This window comes from Kitasatospora sp. NPDC127111, assembly GCF_042677465.1.
Classification (GTDB): domain Bacteria; phylum Actinomycetota; class Actinomycetes; order Streptomycetales; family Streptomycetaceae; genus Kitasatospora.
On the sequence record NZ_JBHXTG010000053.1, the window covers coordinates 51,788 to 67,079 of the forward strand.

Annotated in this window: 14 protein-coding genes and 1 pseudogene; 5 read left to right on the top strand and 10 right to left on the bottom strand. The window is 75.4% G+C overall.

Going from position 1 to position 15,292, the window contains the following annotated elements; genetic code table 11:
* Positions 1–36: 36 nt before the first annotated feature.
* Complete coding sequence (locus ACFVHB_RS27500; RefSeq protein WP_380327572.1) at positions 37–609, bottom strand: TetR/AcrR family transcriptional regulator; 573 nt, start codon at positions 607–609, stop codon at positions 37–39.
* A 162-nt stretch (positions 610–771) separates the two neighbouring features.
* Here ACFVHB_RS27500 and ACFVHB_RS27505 point away from each other — a divergent pair, with 162 nt between their 5' ends.
* Positions 772–1,509: an SDR family oxidoreductase gene (locus ACFVHB_RS27505; RefSeq protein ID WP_380327574.1), complete on the top strand. Its 738-nt coding sequence runs from the start codon at positions 772–774 to the stop codon at positions 1,507–1,509.
* 94 nt (positions 1,510–1,603) lie between these two features.
* Here ACFVHB_RS27505 and ACFVHB_RS27510 read toward each other — a convergent pair whose 3' ends face one another.
* Positions 1,604–2,560: a GlxA family transcriptional regulator gene (locus tag ACFVHB_RS27510; protein ID WP_380327576.1), complete on the bottom strand. Its 957-nt coding sequence runs from the start codon at positions 2,558–2,560 to the stop codon at positions 1,604–1,606.
* 80 nt (positions 2,561–2,640) lie between these two features.
* Here ACFVHB_RS27510 and ACFVHB_RS27515 point away from each other — a divergent pair, with 80 nt between their 5' ends.
* The gene (locus tag ACFVHB_RS27515; protein WP_380327601.1) at positions 2,641–3,576 is read left to right on the top strand and encodes an NADP-dependent oxidoreductase; all 936 of its coding nucleotides are present in this window, start codon (positions 2,641–2,643) and stop codon (positions 3,574–3,576) included.
* 343 nt (positions 3,577–3,919) lie between these two features.
* Here ACFVHB_RS27515 and ACFVHB_RS27520 read toward each other — a convergent pair whose 3' ends face one another.
* Entirely contained in the window at positions 3,920–4,654 is a 735-nt protein-coding gene (locus ACFVHB_RS27520) for a histone deacetylase (RefSeq protein ID WP_380327578.1), read from the bottom strand.
* Between the two features lie 142 nt (positions 4,655–4,796).
* On the opposite strand from ACFVHB_RS27520, the gene ACFVHB_RS27525 reads away from it, so the two are divergent.
* Both ACFVHB_RS27525 and ACFVHB_RS27530 read left to right on the top strand, forming a co-directional pair.
* Positions 4,797–6,197, top strand: coding sequence for a hypothetical protein (locus tag ACFVHB_RS27525; RefSeq protein ID WP_380327580.1), 1,401 nt, complete (start codon positions 4,797–4,799; stop codon positions 6,195–6,197).
* A gap of 145 nt (positions 6,198–6,342) precedes the next feature.
* On the top strand, positions 6,343–7,785 hold the full coding sequence (locus ACFVHB_RS27530) for a serine/threonine-protein kinase (RefSeq protein ID WP_380327582.1): 1,443 nt from the start codon (positions 6,343–6,345) through the stop codon (positions 7,783–7,785).
* 105 nt (positions 7,786–7,890) lie between these two features.
* Here the strand turns inward: ACFVHB_RS27530 and ACFVHB_RS27535 are convergent, their stop codons facing one another.
* From ACFVHB_RS27535 to ACFVHB_RS27565, 7 genes are all read right to left on the bottom strand, one after another.
* On the bottom strand, positions 7,891–9,405 hold the full coding sequence (locus ACFVHB_RS27535; RefSeq protein WP_380327584.1) for a cytochrome P450: 1,515 nt from the start codon (positions 9,403–9,405) through the stop codon (positions 7,891–7,893).
* A 100-nt stretch (positions 9,406–9,505) separates the two neighbouring features.
* The gene (locus tag ACFVHB_RS27540; RefSeq protein WP_380327586.1) at positions 9,506–10,123 is read right to left on the bottom strand and encodes an ATP/GTP-binding protein; all 618 of its coding nucleotides are present in this window, start codon (positions 10,121–10,123) and stop codon (positions 9,506–9,508) included.
* Entirely contained in the window at positions 10,104–10,466 is a 363-nt protein-coding gene (locus tag ACFVHB_RS27545; protein ID WP_380327588.1) for a DUF742 domain-containing protein, read from the bottom strand. Before ACFVHB_RS27545 ends, ACFVHB_RS27540 begins: the two co-directional genes overlap by 20 nt.
* Positions 10,463–10,870 (bottom strand): roadblock/LC7 domain-containing protein, encoded by a 408-nt coding sequence (locus tag ACFVHB_RS27550; RefSeq protein WP_380327590.1) that lies wholly within the window; start codon positions 10,868–10,870, stop codon positions 10,463–10,465. The genes ACFVHB_RS27545 and ACFVHB_RS27550 overlap by 4 nt, the downstream gene beginning before the upstream one ends.
* Positions 10,867–12,624, bottom strand: coding sequence for an ATP-binding protein (locus ACFVHB_RS27555; protein WP_380327592.1), 1,758 nt, complete (start codon positions 12,622–12,624; stop codon positions 10,867–10,869). Before ACFVHB_RS27555 ends, ACFVHB_RS27550 begins: the two co-directional genes overlap by 4 nt.
* 619 nt (positions 12,625–13,243) lie before the next feature.
* Positions 13,244–13,903 (bottom strand): hypothetical protein, encoded by a 660-nt coding sequence (locus ACFVHB_RS27560; protein WP_380327594.1) that lies wholly within the window; start codon positions 13,901–13,903, stop codon positions 13,244–13,246.
* Positions 13,904–14,118: 215 nt separating this feature from the next.
* On the bottom strand, positions 14,119–14,877 hold the full coding sequence (locus tag ACFVHB_RS27565) for a DeoR/GlpR family DNA-binding transcription regulator (RefSeq protein WP_380327595.1): 759 nt from the start codon (positions 14,875–14,877) through the stop codon (positions 14,119–14,121).
* A gap of 173 nt (positions 14,878–15,050) precedes the next feature.
* Here ACFVHB_RS27565 and ACFVHB_RS27570 point away from each other — a divergent pair.
* Positions 15,051–15,292 (top strand): annotated as a pseudogene (locus ACFVHB_RS27570) (N-acetylglucosamine-6-phosphate deacetylase); the annotation flags it as partial.

Here is a 15,292-nt window from a genome sequence, read left to right on the forward strand (position 1 = left end):
CCAGGACGGCCGAAGCCGGTCCGGGCCGCGGGGTCGTCACGGGCGGGTCTTGAGGCCGTCCAGGGTGAGGTCGAGCAGGCGCTCCGCCCGCTGCCGGTGCTCGGGGCCCGCCGAGGTGAGGGCGATGCCTTCGAGGGCGGCGCCGAGGTCGGCGGGGCTGATGTCGGTGCGGATCGTTCCGGCGGCCACGCACGCGTCCATGAGCGCCGTGATGGCGGACCGGATCATGTCCCGGCTGTGACCGTAGGGGTTGCCTCCCGTCGCGGCGATGGCGCGCAGGGCGTCGATCATGCCGTACTTGGCGGTGACGTAGTCCAGGAAGAGGCGCGTCCAGGCGCGCAGGGCCTCCTGGGGCGGCTTCGTCGCGAGGAGGTCGGGGACGGCCTCGCACAGTTGGGCCACCTCGTTGCGGTAGACCGCCTCGACCAGCGCCTCCCGGGTGGGGAAATTGCGGTACAGGGTCGCGCTGCCCACGCCCGCCTCCTTGGCGATGCGCTCCAGGTGCGCGTCCAGCCCCTCCGTCGCGAACACGCGCACGGCGGCCGCGAGGATCTTCTCCCTGTTGCGCCGCGCGTCGGCCCGCAGCGGTCGTCCTGTTCCGTCGGCCATCGGCGTTGCCGTCCCCTCCCGGAAGCCCTCGTCGGCTCTTCAGCAGCTCTTCGCTTGCTAACCGGAGGCGCCTCCACTTAGCCTCGGCGTAAGTGGGGGTGCCCCCGCTTCACTGTAGGTCAACGCGCCGACGCGCGTACGCTCCGTGGGAGGAAGCCGGGCATGCAAGGAATCGAGGGCAAGGTCGTCGCGATCACGGGTGCCAGCAGCGGCATCGGCGAGGCGACGGCGATCCACCTCGCCGAACGCGGAGCCCACCTGGTGCTCGGAGCGCGGCGGGAGGACCGGCTGAACGCGGTGGTGGACCGGATCACGGCAGGGGGCGGCTCGGCCACCGGGGTGGTCGTCGACGTCACGCGCCGCGAGGACCTCAAGCGCCTGGCGGACACGGCCGTCGAGCACTTCGGCCGGCTCGACGTCCTGGTCTCCAACGCCGGCACCATGGCGATCTCGCCGTTCGACGAGCTGCGCCAGGACGACTGGGACGCCATGGTCGCCACCCACATCACCGGCCTGCTGAACGGCATCGGGGCGGCCCTGCCCGTCTTCCGGCGGCAACGGGCGGGCCAGTTCGTCAACGTCGCGTCCACCGCGGCCTACGTCGTGAAGCCCCCGCAGGCCGTCTACGCGGCCACCAAGGCGGCGGTGAAGGTGTTGACCGAGGGGCTGCGGCAGGAGTCGGGACCGGACCTGCGGGTCACCCTCGTCTCCCCGGGGTTCACCGACACGGAGGGCGTGGGCAAGGGGGCGAGCCCCGAGGCGGCGGCGGCCCTCGGGCGGCTGCGCGACGAGATCGCCATGCCGCCCTCCGCCGTCGCCTCCGCCATCGCTTACGCCATCGGGCAGCCGGACGGCGTCGACGTCAGCGAGATCGTCGTCCGCCCCACCGCGCAGGCCTGACCGCGGGGCGGGTGACCGGCCCACCGCGCAGGCCTGACCGCGGCGCGGGTGACCGGCTCCGCGGCCGACCGACCGGCGGCGGAGCCGGCCGGGCTCAGCTGCGGAAGGTCCGCCGGTAGGCGCCCGGCGGGACGCCGATCGCGCTGTGGAGGTGCTGCCGGAGCGAGGCGCCCGTCCCGAAGCCGACCCGTTCGGCGATCCGGTTGACCGTCAGATCGCTGCTCTCCAGCAGGTGCCGGGCGAGGTCGACGCGCTGCTGGGTCAGCCACTGGCCCGGGCTGAGCCCGACCTCGGCCCGGAAGCGCCGGGTGAAGGTGCGCCGGCTCATGCCCGCGTGGTCGGCGAGGTCGGCCAGCTGGAGCGGCTCGTGCAGCCGGTCGAGCGCCCACGCGCGGGTGGCGGACGTCCCGGCGTCGGCGCCGGCGGGTACCGGCCGCTCCACGTACTGCGCCTGGCCGCCCTCGCGCTGCGGCGGGACGACGCAGCGCCGGGCGACCTGGTTGGCGACGGCGCTGCCGTGGTCGGAGCGGATCAGGTGCAGGATCAGGTCGATGCCGGCCGCCGCCCCGGCCGAGGTCAGGATGCGCCCGGAGTCGACGAACAGGACGTCCGGCGCGAGGTCGACCCGCGGGTAGTGCCGACGGAACCGGTCGGAGTGCCGCCAGTGGGTGGCCGCCGGGCGGCCGTCGAGCAGGCCCGCGCCGGCGAGCAGGTAGGTCGCGACGCAGATGCCCGCGATCCGGGCGTCGGGCCGCAGCAGACCCAGCGCCTCGGCGACCCCGCGCGGCAGCGCGTCCGGGCCGGTGATCCCGGCGAACTCCTCGGCGGCGGGGATGACCAGGGTGTCGGCCCCGGCCAGGGCGGAGCGGTCCCGTTCGACGGTGATCGAGAAGTCGGCGGCGGTGCGGACCGGCCGGCCGTCCAGCGAACAGGTGACCACCTCGTACAGCGGCCGCTCCTCGGCGTCCGCGGCGGTGCCGAAGAGCCGGGAGGCGAGGCTCAGCTCGAACGGGATGACCCCGTCCAGGGCGAGAACGACGACACGATGCATGGCCCGATCCTTGCACATGATGACCTCCGGGCCGCTATCGACGCAGGTCGGAGCGCGGCCATCCTGGATCCATGACGACGATGAAGGCCATCTCCCAGGACACCTACGGCGGCACCGACGTACTGCGGGAGGTCGAGCTCGACCGCCCGCTGCCCGGCCCCTCCGAGGTGCTCGTCCGCGTCCACGCGGCGGGCATGAACCCGACCGACTGGAAGCACCGGCAGTTCCCCGGCCTCCTCGACCGCCTCCCGCTGGTACTCGGCTGGGACGTCTCCGGCGTGGTCGAGGCCGTCGGCCCCGGCGTCACGATCCACCGCCCCGGCGACGAGGTGTTCGGCATGCTGCCCTACCCGCACGGCGTCGGCTCGTTCGCCGAGTACGTGGTGGCGCCGGCCCGCGCACTGGTCCGCAAGCCGGCCGAGCTCGACCACGTCCGGGCGGCCGCGGTGCCGCTCGCCGCCCTCACCGCCTGGCAGGTCCTGGTGGACGCGGCGGACGTCCGTCCGGGGCAGCGGGTGCTGATCCACGCGGCGGCCGGCGGCGTGGGCCACTTCGCCGTCCAGATCGCCAAGGCGCGCGGGGCGTACGTGATCGGTACCGCCAGCGCCCCCAAGCACGCGCTGCTGCGCCAGCTCGGCGCGGACGAGGTGATCGACTACCGGACCGAGGACTTCACCGCGATCGAGCCGGTCGACCTGGTCTTCGACACCCTCGGCGGCGACACGGCGAGCCGGTCCCTCGCCGTCGTCAGGCCGGGCGGGCAACTGGTCACCATCGCGCTCACCCTGATGCCCGCCGACCTCCCCGAGCGGGGCGCCGCCCGCGGCGTCCGCGCCTACCCGCTGCTGGTCGAGGCCGACCAGGCGGGCATGCGGGCGATCGCCGACCTGGTCACGGCGGGGAGCCTGCGGCCCGTGATCGAGGCGGTGTTCCCGCTCGCCCAGGCCGCGAAGGGCCACGAGCTGGGCGGCACCGGACGGGTGACCGGCAAGGTCGTGCTGACCGTCGCCGAGTAGCGCGCCGCCCGTGGGACCAGGCCCTCCGGCACGACGGCGGCGAAGCGCGCGCCGTCGTCGGCCGGGGCCGGGTCGCCGGGCACGTCCGGGCCGCATTCGGAAACGGGCGGCGAGCCGGCTTGCTCGTGCTCGCCGAAGGTCTCCCCGCACCCGGGAGTCCAGCCCTGAAGCCGCGGAGGAGTCCGTGCACCGTGGACGTGCGCCCAGGGGTGCCCGGATCTCCGCGGACCCCGCCGAGATGCCCGCCGTCGAGGCCGGTGTCCGCGCGGCCCTGACGGGCCGACCGCACGCGGCTTCCGCTCAGCCGCGCGGCCCCGACGGGCCGACCGCACGTGGCTCCCGCTCAGCCGGGCGGCCCCGCCGGTCCCACCGTGCCGTCCAGCTCCCGCAGGAGTGCGGCCGCCGTCCAGTGCCCGGCCGCGCCCGGGCGGCTGCTCAGGTACCCGGCCGCCTGCCGCAGGGTCCAGCCGTGGGCGTCGACCAGGCCGGCGGCGAGGTTCCGCAGGTACGCGGCGCGCGGAGCGTTCAGCTCGGCGGCGGCCGGGTCCCAGGGAGCGGTGAACGTCAGCACCGGCACGCCGTCGAGGGTGCCCGGGCAGAGCAGGGTCTCGTAGCGTCCGGGCCCGAGTTGCTCCCGTCCGGCGGCGAGGACGCCGGCCAGCGGGAGGTCCCGCTCCGGCTCGCGGTGCATCTCCTGCGCCGCGATGTCACTGAACTGCCCGGCGGAGAGCAGGTAGGCCCGGGCGGGCAGTTCGCCGGCCGCGGCCGGGTCGTAGAAGGCCATGCCGCCGCCCCAGACCGCCGACTCCAGCGCGAAGTACAGCGAGCCGGGCAGCAGCAGCGGCACGGTCCGCGTCGGCAGCCCGCCGTCCCGGCACCCCGGGTAGGTGCGCACGCCGCCCGGCGGCCGGCCCCCGAGGAGGTAGCGGGCCAGCTGCTCGGCATGCATGTTCGAGCCGTACGCCGCGTACCAGACCTGTTCCGGTTCCCCGCCGGCCCCGGCCCGGGGTGCCGGCCGCCGCACGGGCGACTCCGGCTGCACGGCGGGGACGCTGACGGACCGTCGGATCTCCTCCACAGCCGGTGACGGTACCCAAGGGCGGACCCCGCTCGGGGTGCGGCGCGCCAGGCCGTGGGAACGGCGTTGACCAGCGAGGACGCGGGACGCGATCATGGGCGCCCGACGTACCGGTACGCACCCCGAAAGCAGGACAGGACAGATGCACACGGAGCAGGGCGCGGCGCCAACGGCCTCGTCCGAGCAGATCGCCGAACGGCTCCGCGCCGGTGACCTGGAGGGTGCTCGCCGGGAGGCCCGCGAGGCGCTGGCCGCGGGTGGCCCGGACAGCGCGCTCTACCTGCTGCTGGCGCGGGCCCACCGGGAGGAGGACGACGACGACCACGACGACCTGGCCGCCGCCGTCTACTACGAGGGCCTCGCGGCGCTGCCCGAGGACCTCGACCTGCTCGCCGCCTATGCGGAACACTGCCTGGAGAGCGACGCCGACCGGCGGCCCGGACGGTACCGGCACGGCTTCGAACTCGCCGACCGGCTGGCGTCGTCGGCCCCGGAATCGGCGCAGGCGCGGCGGATCGCCGAGCTGGCCGCCGGTAAACTCGGCACCGCGCCCAAGCCGCCCTCCGCGGCCCGGATCCAGCGTCACGACGCGCGCCTGGCCCTGGCGGCCCCGCCGGACGAGGCCGACCTCCTGTCACGGCGGGACGAGCGCCGGGCCGTCCGCGCGGAGACCCTGGCGGCGCTCGCCCGCCCCGGCGGCCGGTTGCTGCGGCCGCTGGTGCGGGCGCCGTTGAGCACTGGGCTGGCCCTCGCGGCGGGGCTCGGGCTGGCGGTCCTCGCCGTCCCGGCCTTCCGCTGGCCCGGCTGGTCGCTCGCCCTGCTGGTCCCGCCGTTCGTGCTGCCCCTCGTGCTGCTCCGCCGCCTGCTGGCCGGCGCCCGCCGCCGGGGGCGGGTCGGCCCGGGCACACCCGGGGCAGCGGCACCGGACGCCCCGAAGCTTCCCCCGCTGCCCGCGGTGCCCCCGTACTCCGCACGGGAGAAGGTGGTCCCGGCGCTGGCCGCCCTCGTGCTCGCGGGGTCGGTGACCGGCGCCGTCGTCTGGTCCGGCGCCCAGTACCGGGACTACCCGAGGTACGAGGCCTCGGCGCCGCTGACCTTCCGCCAGTGGGAGCGGCTCTACTACTCCGACGGCAACGCCTACGCCGACGGCCTCGCCGCGGCGTGGGCGCGGGACGGCCTCCAGACCTTCGGGTTCGCCTACGGCAGCGAGGCCACGAACACCGCCAAACTCGCCGTCGCGGGCGCCGTGGGCGACCTCCACGGCCTGCCCGCCGACGTCCTGGGCACCTACGAGCAGGGCCTGGCCAGCGCCTCCGCGCGGATCCACGTCATCTGGGCCACCGACCCCGGCCCGTACGGCGGCTCGATGCGCTGCATCTCCTTCACCAGTGAGTCCGAGGAGGATCTGGTCGGTTGCAGCTGGGTCGACGGCGGCAGCATCGGCCTCGTCGTCGTCGAGGCCAACGGCCTCACCCCGGACGCCGCCGCCGAACTCGCCCGCGCCACCCGCGGGCTGGTGCTGCACCGCACCGACCGCGGCTGAGCCCGCCCCGGTCGGCTCGTGCCGCACCGGGCAGCGCCGTGCCGGGCGTGCCGGCTGCGGATTGTGAGCAAGCGGCTGCGGGGGCGGGCGCGTTGGGTGTGTAATCACGCCGAGCGGGACGCACGTGGGGCGAGGGGAGAGCCTGGTGGACGAGCTGCAACCGGCCGATCCGCGGCAGGTCGGGCGGTACCGGATCACCGGGCGCCTGGGCGGCGGCGGGATGGGTCAGGTCTACCTGGGGCAGTCGCCCAGCGGGCGGCTGGTCGCGGTGAAGGTGGTGCGGCCCGAACTCGCCCAGGACCCGGGCTTCCGCCGCCGGTTCGCCCACGAGGTGGCCGCCGCCCGGAGGGTCACCGGGTTCTTCACGGCCGCCCTGGTGGACGCCGATCCCGACGGCCCGACGCCGTGGCTCGCCACCGCCTACGTCCCCGGACCGCCCCTGGACGAGGCCGTCGCGGCGAACGGGCCGTGGCCGGTGGAGTCGGTGCGGGCCTTGGGTGCGGGCCTCGCCGAGGCGCTGGAGGCCGTCCACGCGGCCGATCTGGTCCACCGGGACCTCAAGCCGTCCAACGTGCTGATCGCCCCGGACGGCCCCCGCGTCGTCGACTTCGGGATCTCCGTGGCCGTCGAGGCGACCGCGCTCACCCGCACCGGGATGATCGTGGGCACCCCCGGTTTCATGGCCCCCGAACAGCTCCTGGGCAGGCCCGTCACACCGGCCACCGACGTGTTCGCCCTCGGGGCCGTGCTGGCCTACGCCGCCACCGGCACCGGCCCCTTCGGGACGGGCTCGGCCCAGGTGCTCAACTTCCGTATCGCGTACGAGGAACCGGACCTCTCCCGGCTTCCGCCGCAGGGCCTGGAGATCGTCGCGCGCTGCCTGGCCAAGGAGCCCGAACGGCGCCCGTCGGTGACCGAGCTCATCGAGGAACTCGCCCTGGTGCCGGCCGAGGGCCACCCGCCCACCCAGGTCGTCACCCCGAGCGCCACCTGGCCGCTCGCACCGGTCGCCGGCCCGTCGCCCGCCGCCGGCCTCGCCGCGCCCGCCCCGATGCCCGTCACCGTGACCACCCCGCCGGCGCCCGCGGCCGCGCCGCCGTCGGCCCCGCCGCCGCCCTCGGTGGTACCCGCCGTGCCCGCCACACCGCCCGCGACCGCGGTCCCGCCGGCCCGCGACCGTGCCACCTTCCCCTTCTGGACGGCCATCGTCGCACTGACGCTCGCCATGGTCCTGCCACCGGTCGAAGGGTCGACGGTCGCCCTGACCAGCATGCCCCAGGGCTCCTGGCCGTTCGTCGTGGCCGCCGCGTTCGCCGTCGGCACCTGCACCGCGGCGTTGTTCCTCGCGCGCCGCGGCCGTACGGGCCCGGTGCCGCGCTGGCCCCGGTACGTGCACGCCCTCGCCGCCGTCCTCAACACCGGCCTGTGGGTGCTGTACGTGGTCCTTCGGACCGACGGCCACTTCGAGGTCCTCCGGTCCGGCGGGTACGCCTTCACCCTCGGGTGCGCGATGCTGATCCACGGCGTCGTCCGGTTCCCGTCGTCGAAACGGGCACCCGCGGCCGTGACGGGGCCCGCCAGGGGGTGAGCCGGGCCCGCCCCGGTCGCCGGGAGCGGCGTCGCGCGGCCGGACGGGACCGCCCCGCGGCCCGGAGGCCGCGGGGCGGTGGTACGGCGGCTGCCCTCGCCGCCGTCAGCGCCGGAGCAGGCCCGTGAGCGTCCGCCACCAGCGGCGGCGGCGCTGCCGGGGGACGGGAACGGCGGCGGCGGGCGTGGTGGCCGGCGCGCCGGCGGGCGCGGCGGGGGCCGGGCCGGCGGGGGGTGCGGCCCGCGGGGCGGGCGGTGTGGCGGGGGCGGGCGGCGCGGCCGCGGGCGGGTCGGCCGGGGGAGCGGCACGCGGGGTGAACTCGACCGGGAGGGCGACCAGGTGGCGCGAGATCCAGGCCGAGGTCCAGCTCAACTCCTCCTCGGGGACGGCGAGTCGGAGGTCCGGCAGGCGGGTCAGCAGGAGGTCGATGCCGGTCTCCGCGATGGCCCGGCCGATGTCCTGGCCGGGGCACTCGTGCGGGCCGCCGCCGAAGGCGAGGTGGGACCGGTTGCCGTGGAGCGGCGTGTTGAGGTCGGGGCGGACGACCGGGTCGACGTTGCCGGCGGCGAGGCCGAGGAGCAGCATGTCGCCCGTCCTGATCTGCTGCCCGCCGAGCTCGGTGTCGCCGGTCGCCCAGCGGCCCGCGACCAGCGACATCGGCGCGGAGTCCCAGAGGACCTGGTCCAGGGCGTCGGGCAGGGTCATGTGGCCGCCGGACAGATGGGCCCGGAAGCGGACGTCGGTGAGGACCATCTTCAGGGTGTCCGCGATCAGGTTGACCGTCGTCTCGTTCGCGGCGAGCAGCACCACCCGCAGGTGCTCCAGCACCTCGTCGTCGGTGAGCTCGGCGTGGTGCTGCATCAGCCAGGACACGAGGTCGCTGCCGGGCGACTCCCGCTTGCGGTCCATCATCCGGCGCAGCGACGCGACGACGTAGTCGTTGCTGGCGATGGCCGTCTCGGTGCCCTTCATCAGGTCGCGGGCGGCGTCGACCAGGCGGGGCCCGTACTCCTCGGGCATGCCGACCAGCTGGGTCATCACGAGCATCGGCAGGTGCTCGGCGAACTGGGAGATCAGGTCGGCCCGGCCGGTGGGGCCGAAGTCGGCGATCAGCTGGTCGGTGAAACGGGTGACGTGACGCCGGATGCCGCGCCGGTCGAAGCGGTTGAGGCTGTCGGTCACGGCGCCGCGCAGGCGCTTGTGCTCGGCGCCGTCGGCGAACACGCACAGCGGCTGCCAGGCGATCACCGGCATCAGCGGGGAGTCGGGGGCGACGAGGCCCTCCTGGAACGCCGTCCAGCGGCGGGAGTCCCGGGAGAAGCGCGAGGGCGTGCGCATCGCGGTGAGGTTCGCCGAGTGGCCGAGGATCAGCCAGGCGGGGAGGTCGCCGTGCAGCAGGACGGGGGCCACCTCGCCGTGTTCGGCGCGCAGCTTCTCGTACAGGCCGGCCGGGTCGGCCTCGGCCTCGGGCCCGTAGATCCGCCGCAGGCCCTCGGCGGCGAGGCCGAGGCCGCCGGGGCTCCGGCGTTCGGGGCCGTCGGGATCCGCGGCGTCGAGTCCGTGGGCGGGGCAGCCGGGCGGCGGGGTGGGGGAGGCGTCGTCGGTGAACGGGGTGGTCACGGTGTCTCCGGGGTCGGCGCGCGGAGGCCGGCGCGAACGCCGGTCCTCACGCAGCGGGAACGGTACGGCGGCCGGACGGCGGCCCGGGGGTGGGTCGGGGTCACCGCGCGGGCTGGGCCGAGAGGTTGTACAGGTGGTGCATCAGCGCGAGCAGGACGTCCCGGCTGGACTCCCGGGACCGGGCGTCGCAGGCGACGATCGGCACCTCGACCGGCAGGTCGAGCGCCGCGCGCAGCTCCTCGGTCGGGTAACTCGGCGACTCGGGGAAGGTGTTGACGGCGACGACGAACGGCACGCCGCGGTCCTCCAGCCGGCCGATCACCTCGAAGCTGACCTCCAGGCGCCGGGTGTCGACCAGCACGACCGCGCCGAGGGCGCCCTCGAACAGACCGTTCCAGAGGAACCAGAACCGCTCCTGCCCGGGCGTGCCGAACAGGTACAGCACCAGTTCCGCGTTGATGCTGATCCGGCCGAAGTCCATCGCCACGGTGGTCGAGGTCTTGCGTTCGATCCCGGCGAGGTCGTCGACGCCGACACCCGCCTGGGTCATCGTCTCCTCGGTGGTCAGCGGACGGATCTCGCTGACCGAGCCGACCATCGTGGTCTTGCCGACGCCGAAGCCGCCCACGATCACCACCTTGACCGCCATGGCGGCCGTGTCCGGCAGCAGGTCCGCCGTCCGCGGCCCCGTCACGGTGTCACAGTTTCTGGAGTCCATGCATCACCGCCTCCAACAGGGCGCGGTCGGGGAGGATCGCCTGCGGGACGCAGGCGCGGGCTTCGATCTGGTGCTCGTCGAGCAGGTCGGCGAGCAGGACGGTGACGACGCTCACCGGCAGTCCGAGGTAGGCGGAGATCTCCGCGACGGACAGCGGCGAACCGCAGATCCGCAGGATCGCCGCGTGCTCGGGCTGCATGGTCGGGGCCGGCTCCGCCCGGGAGACGATCAGGGTCACCAGGTCGAAGGTGGTCTGCTCGGGCAGGCCGCTCCGGCCGCGGGTGATCACGTAGAGCCGCTCGGGGTCGGTCCCGTCGTCCCAGTCCCGGTCGGTTGAGTTCATGCGACCTGCCCGCCGTTGCGCGGCGGCGTGGTGAGGTGCTCGCCGATCCGGGCGACCAGGTCACGCATCCGCTGGCCCATCAGACCGGCGTCGACGCCGTCGTCGGCGAGCACGGCGAGGTAGGCGCGGGCACCCGCCGCCATCAGGTAGAAGAAACCGCCGCCCATCTCGATGACGACCAGTCTCATCCGGCCGTCGCCGTGCGGGAACTCGTTGCCGACGGCGGCCGCCAGGCTCTGCAGCCCGGCGCAGGCGGCGGCGAGCCGGTCGGCGGTGTCCGTCTCGCCGCCGTGCTGCGCCATCCGCAGGCCGTCGGCGGAGAGCACGATGACCTGCCGGGTGAACGGGACGCTGTCCGCGAGGTCCTTGAGCATCCAGTCCATGTTGGTGCGCTGCTGAATCACTGCTCGCCCTTCTCTGCCTGCTCTTCGCTGGGGTGACCGCCCTCGCCGGTGGACGGGGTCTGGCCGTTCACTGCCTCGGTGAACGCGGCGAGCCACAGCCCCGGCTCGACCGGCTCCCGGGCCGGCTCCGGTGCCGCGGCGGCCCGGGAGGCGGCGCCGCGGTAGGGCGCGGCGTGGCGGCGGCGCTGCGGCAGACCGTTGGCGGTCCACTCGGTGACGATCGGGAGGTCGTCCTCGCCCGGCTCCGGCGCGGGCCGGGCACCGGAGGCCGCGGAGACGCCGTACGACGAGCCCGAGGACGAACTGGTGGCGGACCCGTACGACGAGCCCGAGGACGACCCGTAGGACGAACCGGAGGATGAACCGGAGGACGACCCGTACGAGGAGCCGGCCGAGGACCGGTACGACGACCCGCGCGCCGAGCCGCGCGACGGCCCCGAGGCGGTGGGAACGCCGCGCGCCCCCCAGGGCTGCGGCCCGCCGGCCCGCCGCCGGGCGGAACCGGCGAACCGGGCGGCGCTCTCCGCCGCCGACTCGCCCGCGGGGCGGCCGTCGCCCTCGGGGCGGGGCCCGGCGGTGATGCCGATGCCGTGGGCGCGGCCGGTGGCCGGGGCGGTGGTGATGTACTCCTGCGGCACGATCAGCACCGCGCGCACCCCGCCGTACGCGGAGTGCCGCAGCGAGACCTTGAAGCCGTAAGCCTGCGCCAGCCGGCCGACCACGGCCAGGCCGAGGCGGGGCGTCTCGCCGAGGTCGTTGAGGTCGATGCCGGCCTGTGCCTCCCGGAGCATCCGCTCGGCGCGGGCCCGGCCCTCCTCGCTGAGGCTGAGGCCGCCGTCCTCGATCTCGATCGCGATCCCGGTCTGCACCTCGACGGCGGTCAGGTGCACGCTGGTCTGCGGCGGGGAGTAGCGGGTGGCGTTGTCGAGCAGTTCGGCCACCGCGTGGATCAGCGGCTCGACGGCGGGCCCGACCACCGCGACCCCGGACACCGGGTGCAGCTCGACCCGGCGGTACTCCAGGATGCGGGACATGCCACCGCGCAGCACGCTGTACAGCGGCACCGCCCGGCTCCACTGGCGGCCCGGGCGGGCGCCGCCGAGGACGGCGATGCTGTCGGCGAGGCGGCCGATGAGCGCGTTGCCGTGGTCGAGGGTCAGCAGGTCGTCGAAGACGGCCGGGTCGGTGCCGTGCCGGTCCTCCATCGCCCGCAGGTCCTGGGCCTGCCGGTGGACGATCGCCTGCACGCGGCGGGCGATGTTCACGAAGGCCCGCTGCGCGGACTCGCGCATGGCCTCCTCGTTGTCGACGGCCTCCAGCACGGTGCGCAGGACGGCCTGCCGGGAGGCCTCGAACTGCGGGCCGACGATGGCGTCCTGGGTCTCGTACTTCCGCAGCACCTCCCCGACGGGCTCGCCGCGCTGGAGCGTGGCCACGGCCTCGGGCAGCTGCTCGCGGGCGAGCCGATCGGTCTCGGACTCCTGCCGGGCCAGCCGGGCGAGCAGGTCGTTCTCCAGCCGGGCACTCCGTGCGCGCATGGCGACCAGCGCGCGCCCACGGCGCGCCGCCTCGCCGGCCACCACGGCCACCGCCGCGGTGCCCACCACCCCGCACCAGACGACCTCGGCCCGGGCACCGGTGGAGGCCACCGCCGCGGCGACGACGGCGGTCGCCGCCGTCACCACCGTGGGCAGCAGCCACACCAGGACTGGAGCGGAGCGCCTGCCTCTGGGTGACGATCCTGCACGAAGCATCAGCATCCTCAAACGATCGGAAAGTTACGGACGACAGGTGGGCACGCGCACGCCGGCGGGGGCCTGCGCTTCGCCGGCCGCCGGGTGGTGCCGGCACCAGGTCTACCGCGCCCCGGGCTCACCGATCCAATGCCCGCGCCCAGTTCGCCCATCAGGGGGGACTCCACGGAAAACCGCCCCGCGCGGCCGGTCGACCGTGGTAAGCGCCGGCACCAAGTCGCCCGAGGAGTAGGGTGGTTGGGGCGGGCACTGAGGGCGCCCGCGCCGGCCCGCGCCGGCCCGCGGCGGGCTTGGCGGCGGCGCGGCAGCCTGCGGGCGCGGTCGTGGATCCCGGAGCCGAGGAACGCGCCGCGGGCGAGCAGGACGAGCGGAGCGAGGGCCGCCACCACCGCGAGCAGCGCGAACACGGGAGCGAGGACGGCGTCCGAGAGCGGTGTGCGGAAGGGGACGATCCGGCCGGGGTGGGCGGGCCGGTGGTGGAGAAACCACCCGATCGGGGTGTACGCGAGCAGGGTGTTGACCAGCCGCGGGAGCGGCTCGAAGGCGAACGGCGGCGGCGTGAGGTCGCGGGCGGCGGCTCCTCCGGCGGCCCGCCCGCCCGCCCGTCAGGACGCGGGCCTCAGTGGCCGCCCCTCGGCTCGGTGCAGCCGCCCTCCAGGTAGGCGCCGTGGGTCTCGACCTTCACGGTGGAGGCGGTGAGCCGGCCGCTGACGCAGGGGCCGGTGCCGGGGACGAACAGGTCGAAGACGAGGTCGTCGCCGAAGGTGGTGACCGTGGTGCCGAGCCGGGGGTAGCCGAGCGACTCCAACAGCCCGGCGACGTCGTCCTCGCGCAGCGGCGCCCTGCCGACGCGGGCCCTGAGGGCGGCGGCGATCCGCGCGCTGTGGGCCTCGCCGCGGCAGCGGCCCTCGGGGGTCAGCGCGGCCTGCTGCTTGTACACGCTGTTCTCGGCGTGCTTGGCCGCCTCCGGGTCGACCGGGACGGCGCTTCCCGTTCCGGTGGCGGAGGGGCCCGCCTTGGCGGACGCGCAGCCGAGGGCCGCCACCTCGGGGAACAGCCGGTCGTGCTCGGCGACGCGCTCGCGGGCCTGCTCGGCGCGGTCGGGCGCGCCCGTGCCGGCGGCGGTGGGGGCGGACGCGGTCGGTGCGGCCGTCTCGCCGCCGCCCGCCGTGGCCCCGGTCCCGGTCCCGGTCCCGTCCGAGCGGACGCTGCCGCAGCCGGCCACCGCCACCGAACCGGCCAGGACACCGGCCGCCGTCACCATCGCCAGACGCCTCATCGGCCCACCGTCTCCCCGTTCTCCCGGGCACCCGTGCGGCCCCCGCCCCGCAGCCATCCTGCCGGACGCCCGGGCGCACCACCGGGGCGGGGCCGACCAGCGGGCGGATCGTGCGTACCAGGCCCGCAGGCAAGCCCGCGGGCCTGACCTGCTGACCAGCCGACGTGCTGAGCTGCTGAGGTGCCTGACGTGCGGGAGGTGCCGGACGTGCCCGCTCAGGCCCGGTGGACCCGGACGCCACAGTTGGCGAACGCCTTGTGCTGGGCGTCCGTCAGCCCGTCGTCCGTCACCAGGTCGTGCACCTCGGAGAGCGGACAGATCCGCGCGAAGGTGACCTTGCCGGCCTTGGTGCTGTCGGCCAGGACGACCGACCGGGCGCTGCTGCGCAGGAACGCGCGGTCGGTCTGGGCCTCCATCTCGTCGTGCGTGGTGCAGCCCTCCTCCGCCGTCAGGCCGTCCACCCCGATGAAGGCGATGTCCAGGTGGTACTGCGAGAGCATCCGGTCGGCGGCCGGGCCGACCAGCTCGTAGCTGGCCGTGCGCGCGATGCCGCCGATCACCACCAGGCGCACCTCGGGGCGGACGATGAGGTCGGCCGCGATGTTCACGGCGTTGGTGACGACGGTGATGCCGCTGCGCTCGGCCAGCACCCGGGCCAGCTCGCTGGTGGTGGTGCCGCCGCTGAGACCCACCACCGCGCCGTCCGGCACCAGTTCGGCCGCCGCCTGGGCGATCCGGCGCTTCTCCTCGCGCTGCTTCTCGCTCCGGTGGCGCAGCGGAAGTTCGAGGTTGACCGACCCGGTGACGGCGCCGCCCCGGGTGCGGTGCAGCAGCCCCTGCTCGTGCAGTTCCTGGAGATCCCGGCGCACGGTCGCGGTCGAGACGCCCAGCAGCTCGGCGAGGGCGTGCACATCGGCGCTCCCCGCCTCGGTGACGTGCGTGAGGATGCGGGCGGCGCGATCAGCTTTGAGCATGGCCCGAGTCTAGCCGGGTCGACGGGCGACTCGCCTGGGTACCAGTGAGTGGGGCGGCCGGGGGCGGTCGGCCAGGTCGGGAGGCCGTGTCCGAAGATGACTGTTACGGGTGTTCATCAATCAGTTTCACTCACGCTTCTGCGGTGGCGCAGAGCAGTTCCGGAGGTGTCCGCATGACTGTCCCGAGAACCGGACCGGTGGCGCCCAGGTACCGGGCGCGGCGTACCGCCCTGGCCGGTGCGCGGCTGGTGCTGCCCGACGGGGTGGTGGAGGCGGGCCGGCTCGTGGTCGAGGGCTCCCGGATCGCCGGGCTGGGCGGGGCCACCGAACCGGGTGACCTGGACCTGACCGGGTACACGGTGGTGCCCGGGTTCGTGGACCTGCACGTGCACGGCGGCGGCGGTGCCTCGTACGC

What these genes read in the sequence shown, in the direction of transcription:
- ACFVHB_RS27500 (WP_380327572.1), bottom strand. Translation starts at nt 609, where the DNA reads ATGGCCGACGGAACAGGACGACCGCTGCGGGCCGACGCGCGGCGCAAC.
- ACFVHB_RS27505 (WP_380327574.1), top strand. Translation starts at nt 772, where the DNA reads ATGCAAGGAATCGAGGGCAAGGTCGTCGCGATCACGGGTGCCAGCAGC.
- ACFVHB_RS27510 (WP_380327576.1), bottom strand. Translation starts at nt 2,560, where the DNA reads ATGCATCGTGTCGTCGTTCTCGCCCTGGACGGGGTCATCCCGTTCGAG.
- ACFVHB_RS27515 (WP_380327601.1), top strand. Translation starts at nt 2,641, where the DNA reads ATGAAGGCCATCTCCCAGGACACCTACGGCGGCACCGACGTACTGCGG.
- ACFVHB_RS27525 (WP_380327580.1), top strand. Translation starts at nt 4,797, where the DNA reads ATGCACACGGAGCAGGGCGCGGCGCCAACGGCCTCGTCCGAGCAGATC.
- ACFVHB_RS27540 (WP_380327586.1), bottom strand. Translation starts at nt 10,123, where the DNA reads ATGGACTCCAGAAACTGTGACACCGTGACGGGGCCGCGGACGGCGGAC.
- ACFVHB_RS27545 (WP_380327588.1), bottom strand. Translation starts at nt 10,466, where the DNA reads ATGAACTCAACCGACCGGGACTGGGACGACGGGACCGACCCCGAGCGG.
- ACFVHB_RS27555 (WP_380327592.1), bottom strand. Translation starts at nt 12,624, where the DNA reads ATGCTTCGTGCAGGATCGTCACCCAGAGGCAGGCGCTCCGCTCCAGTC.
- ACFVHB_RS27560 (WP_380327594.1), bottom strand. Translation starts at nt 13,903, where the DNA reads ATGAGGCGTCTGGCGATGGTGACGGCGGCCGGTGTCCTGGCCGGTTCG.
- ACFVHB_RS27565 (WP_380327595.1), bottom strand. Translation starts at nt 14,877, where the DNA reads ATGCTCAAAGCTGATCGCGCCGCCCGCATCCTCACGCACGTCACCGAG.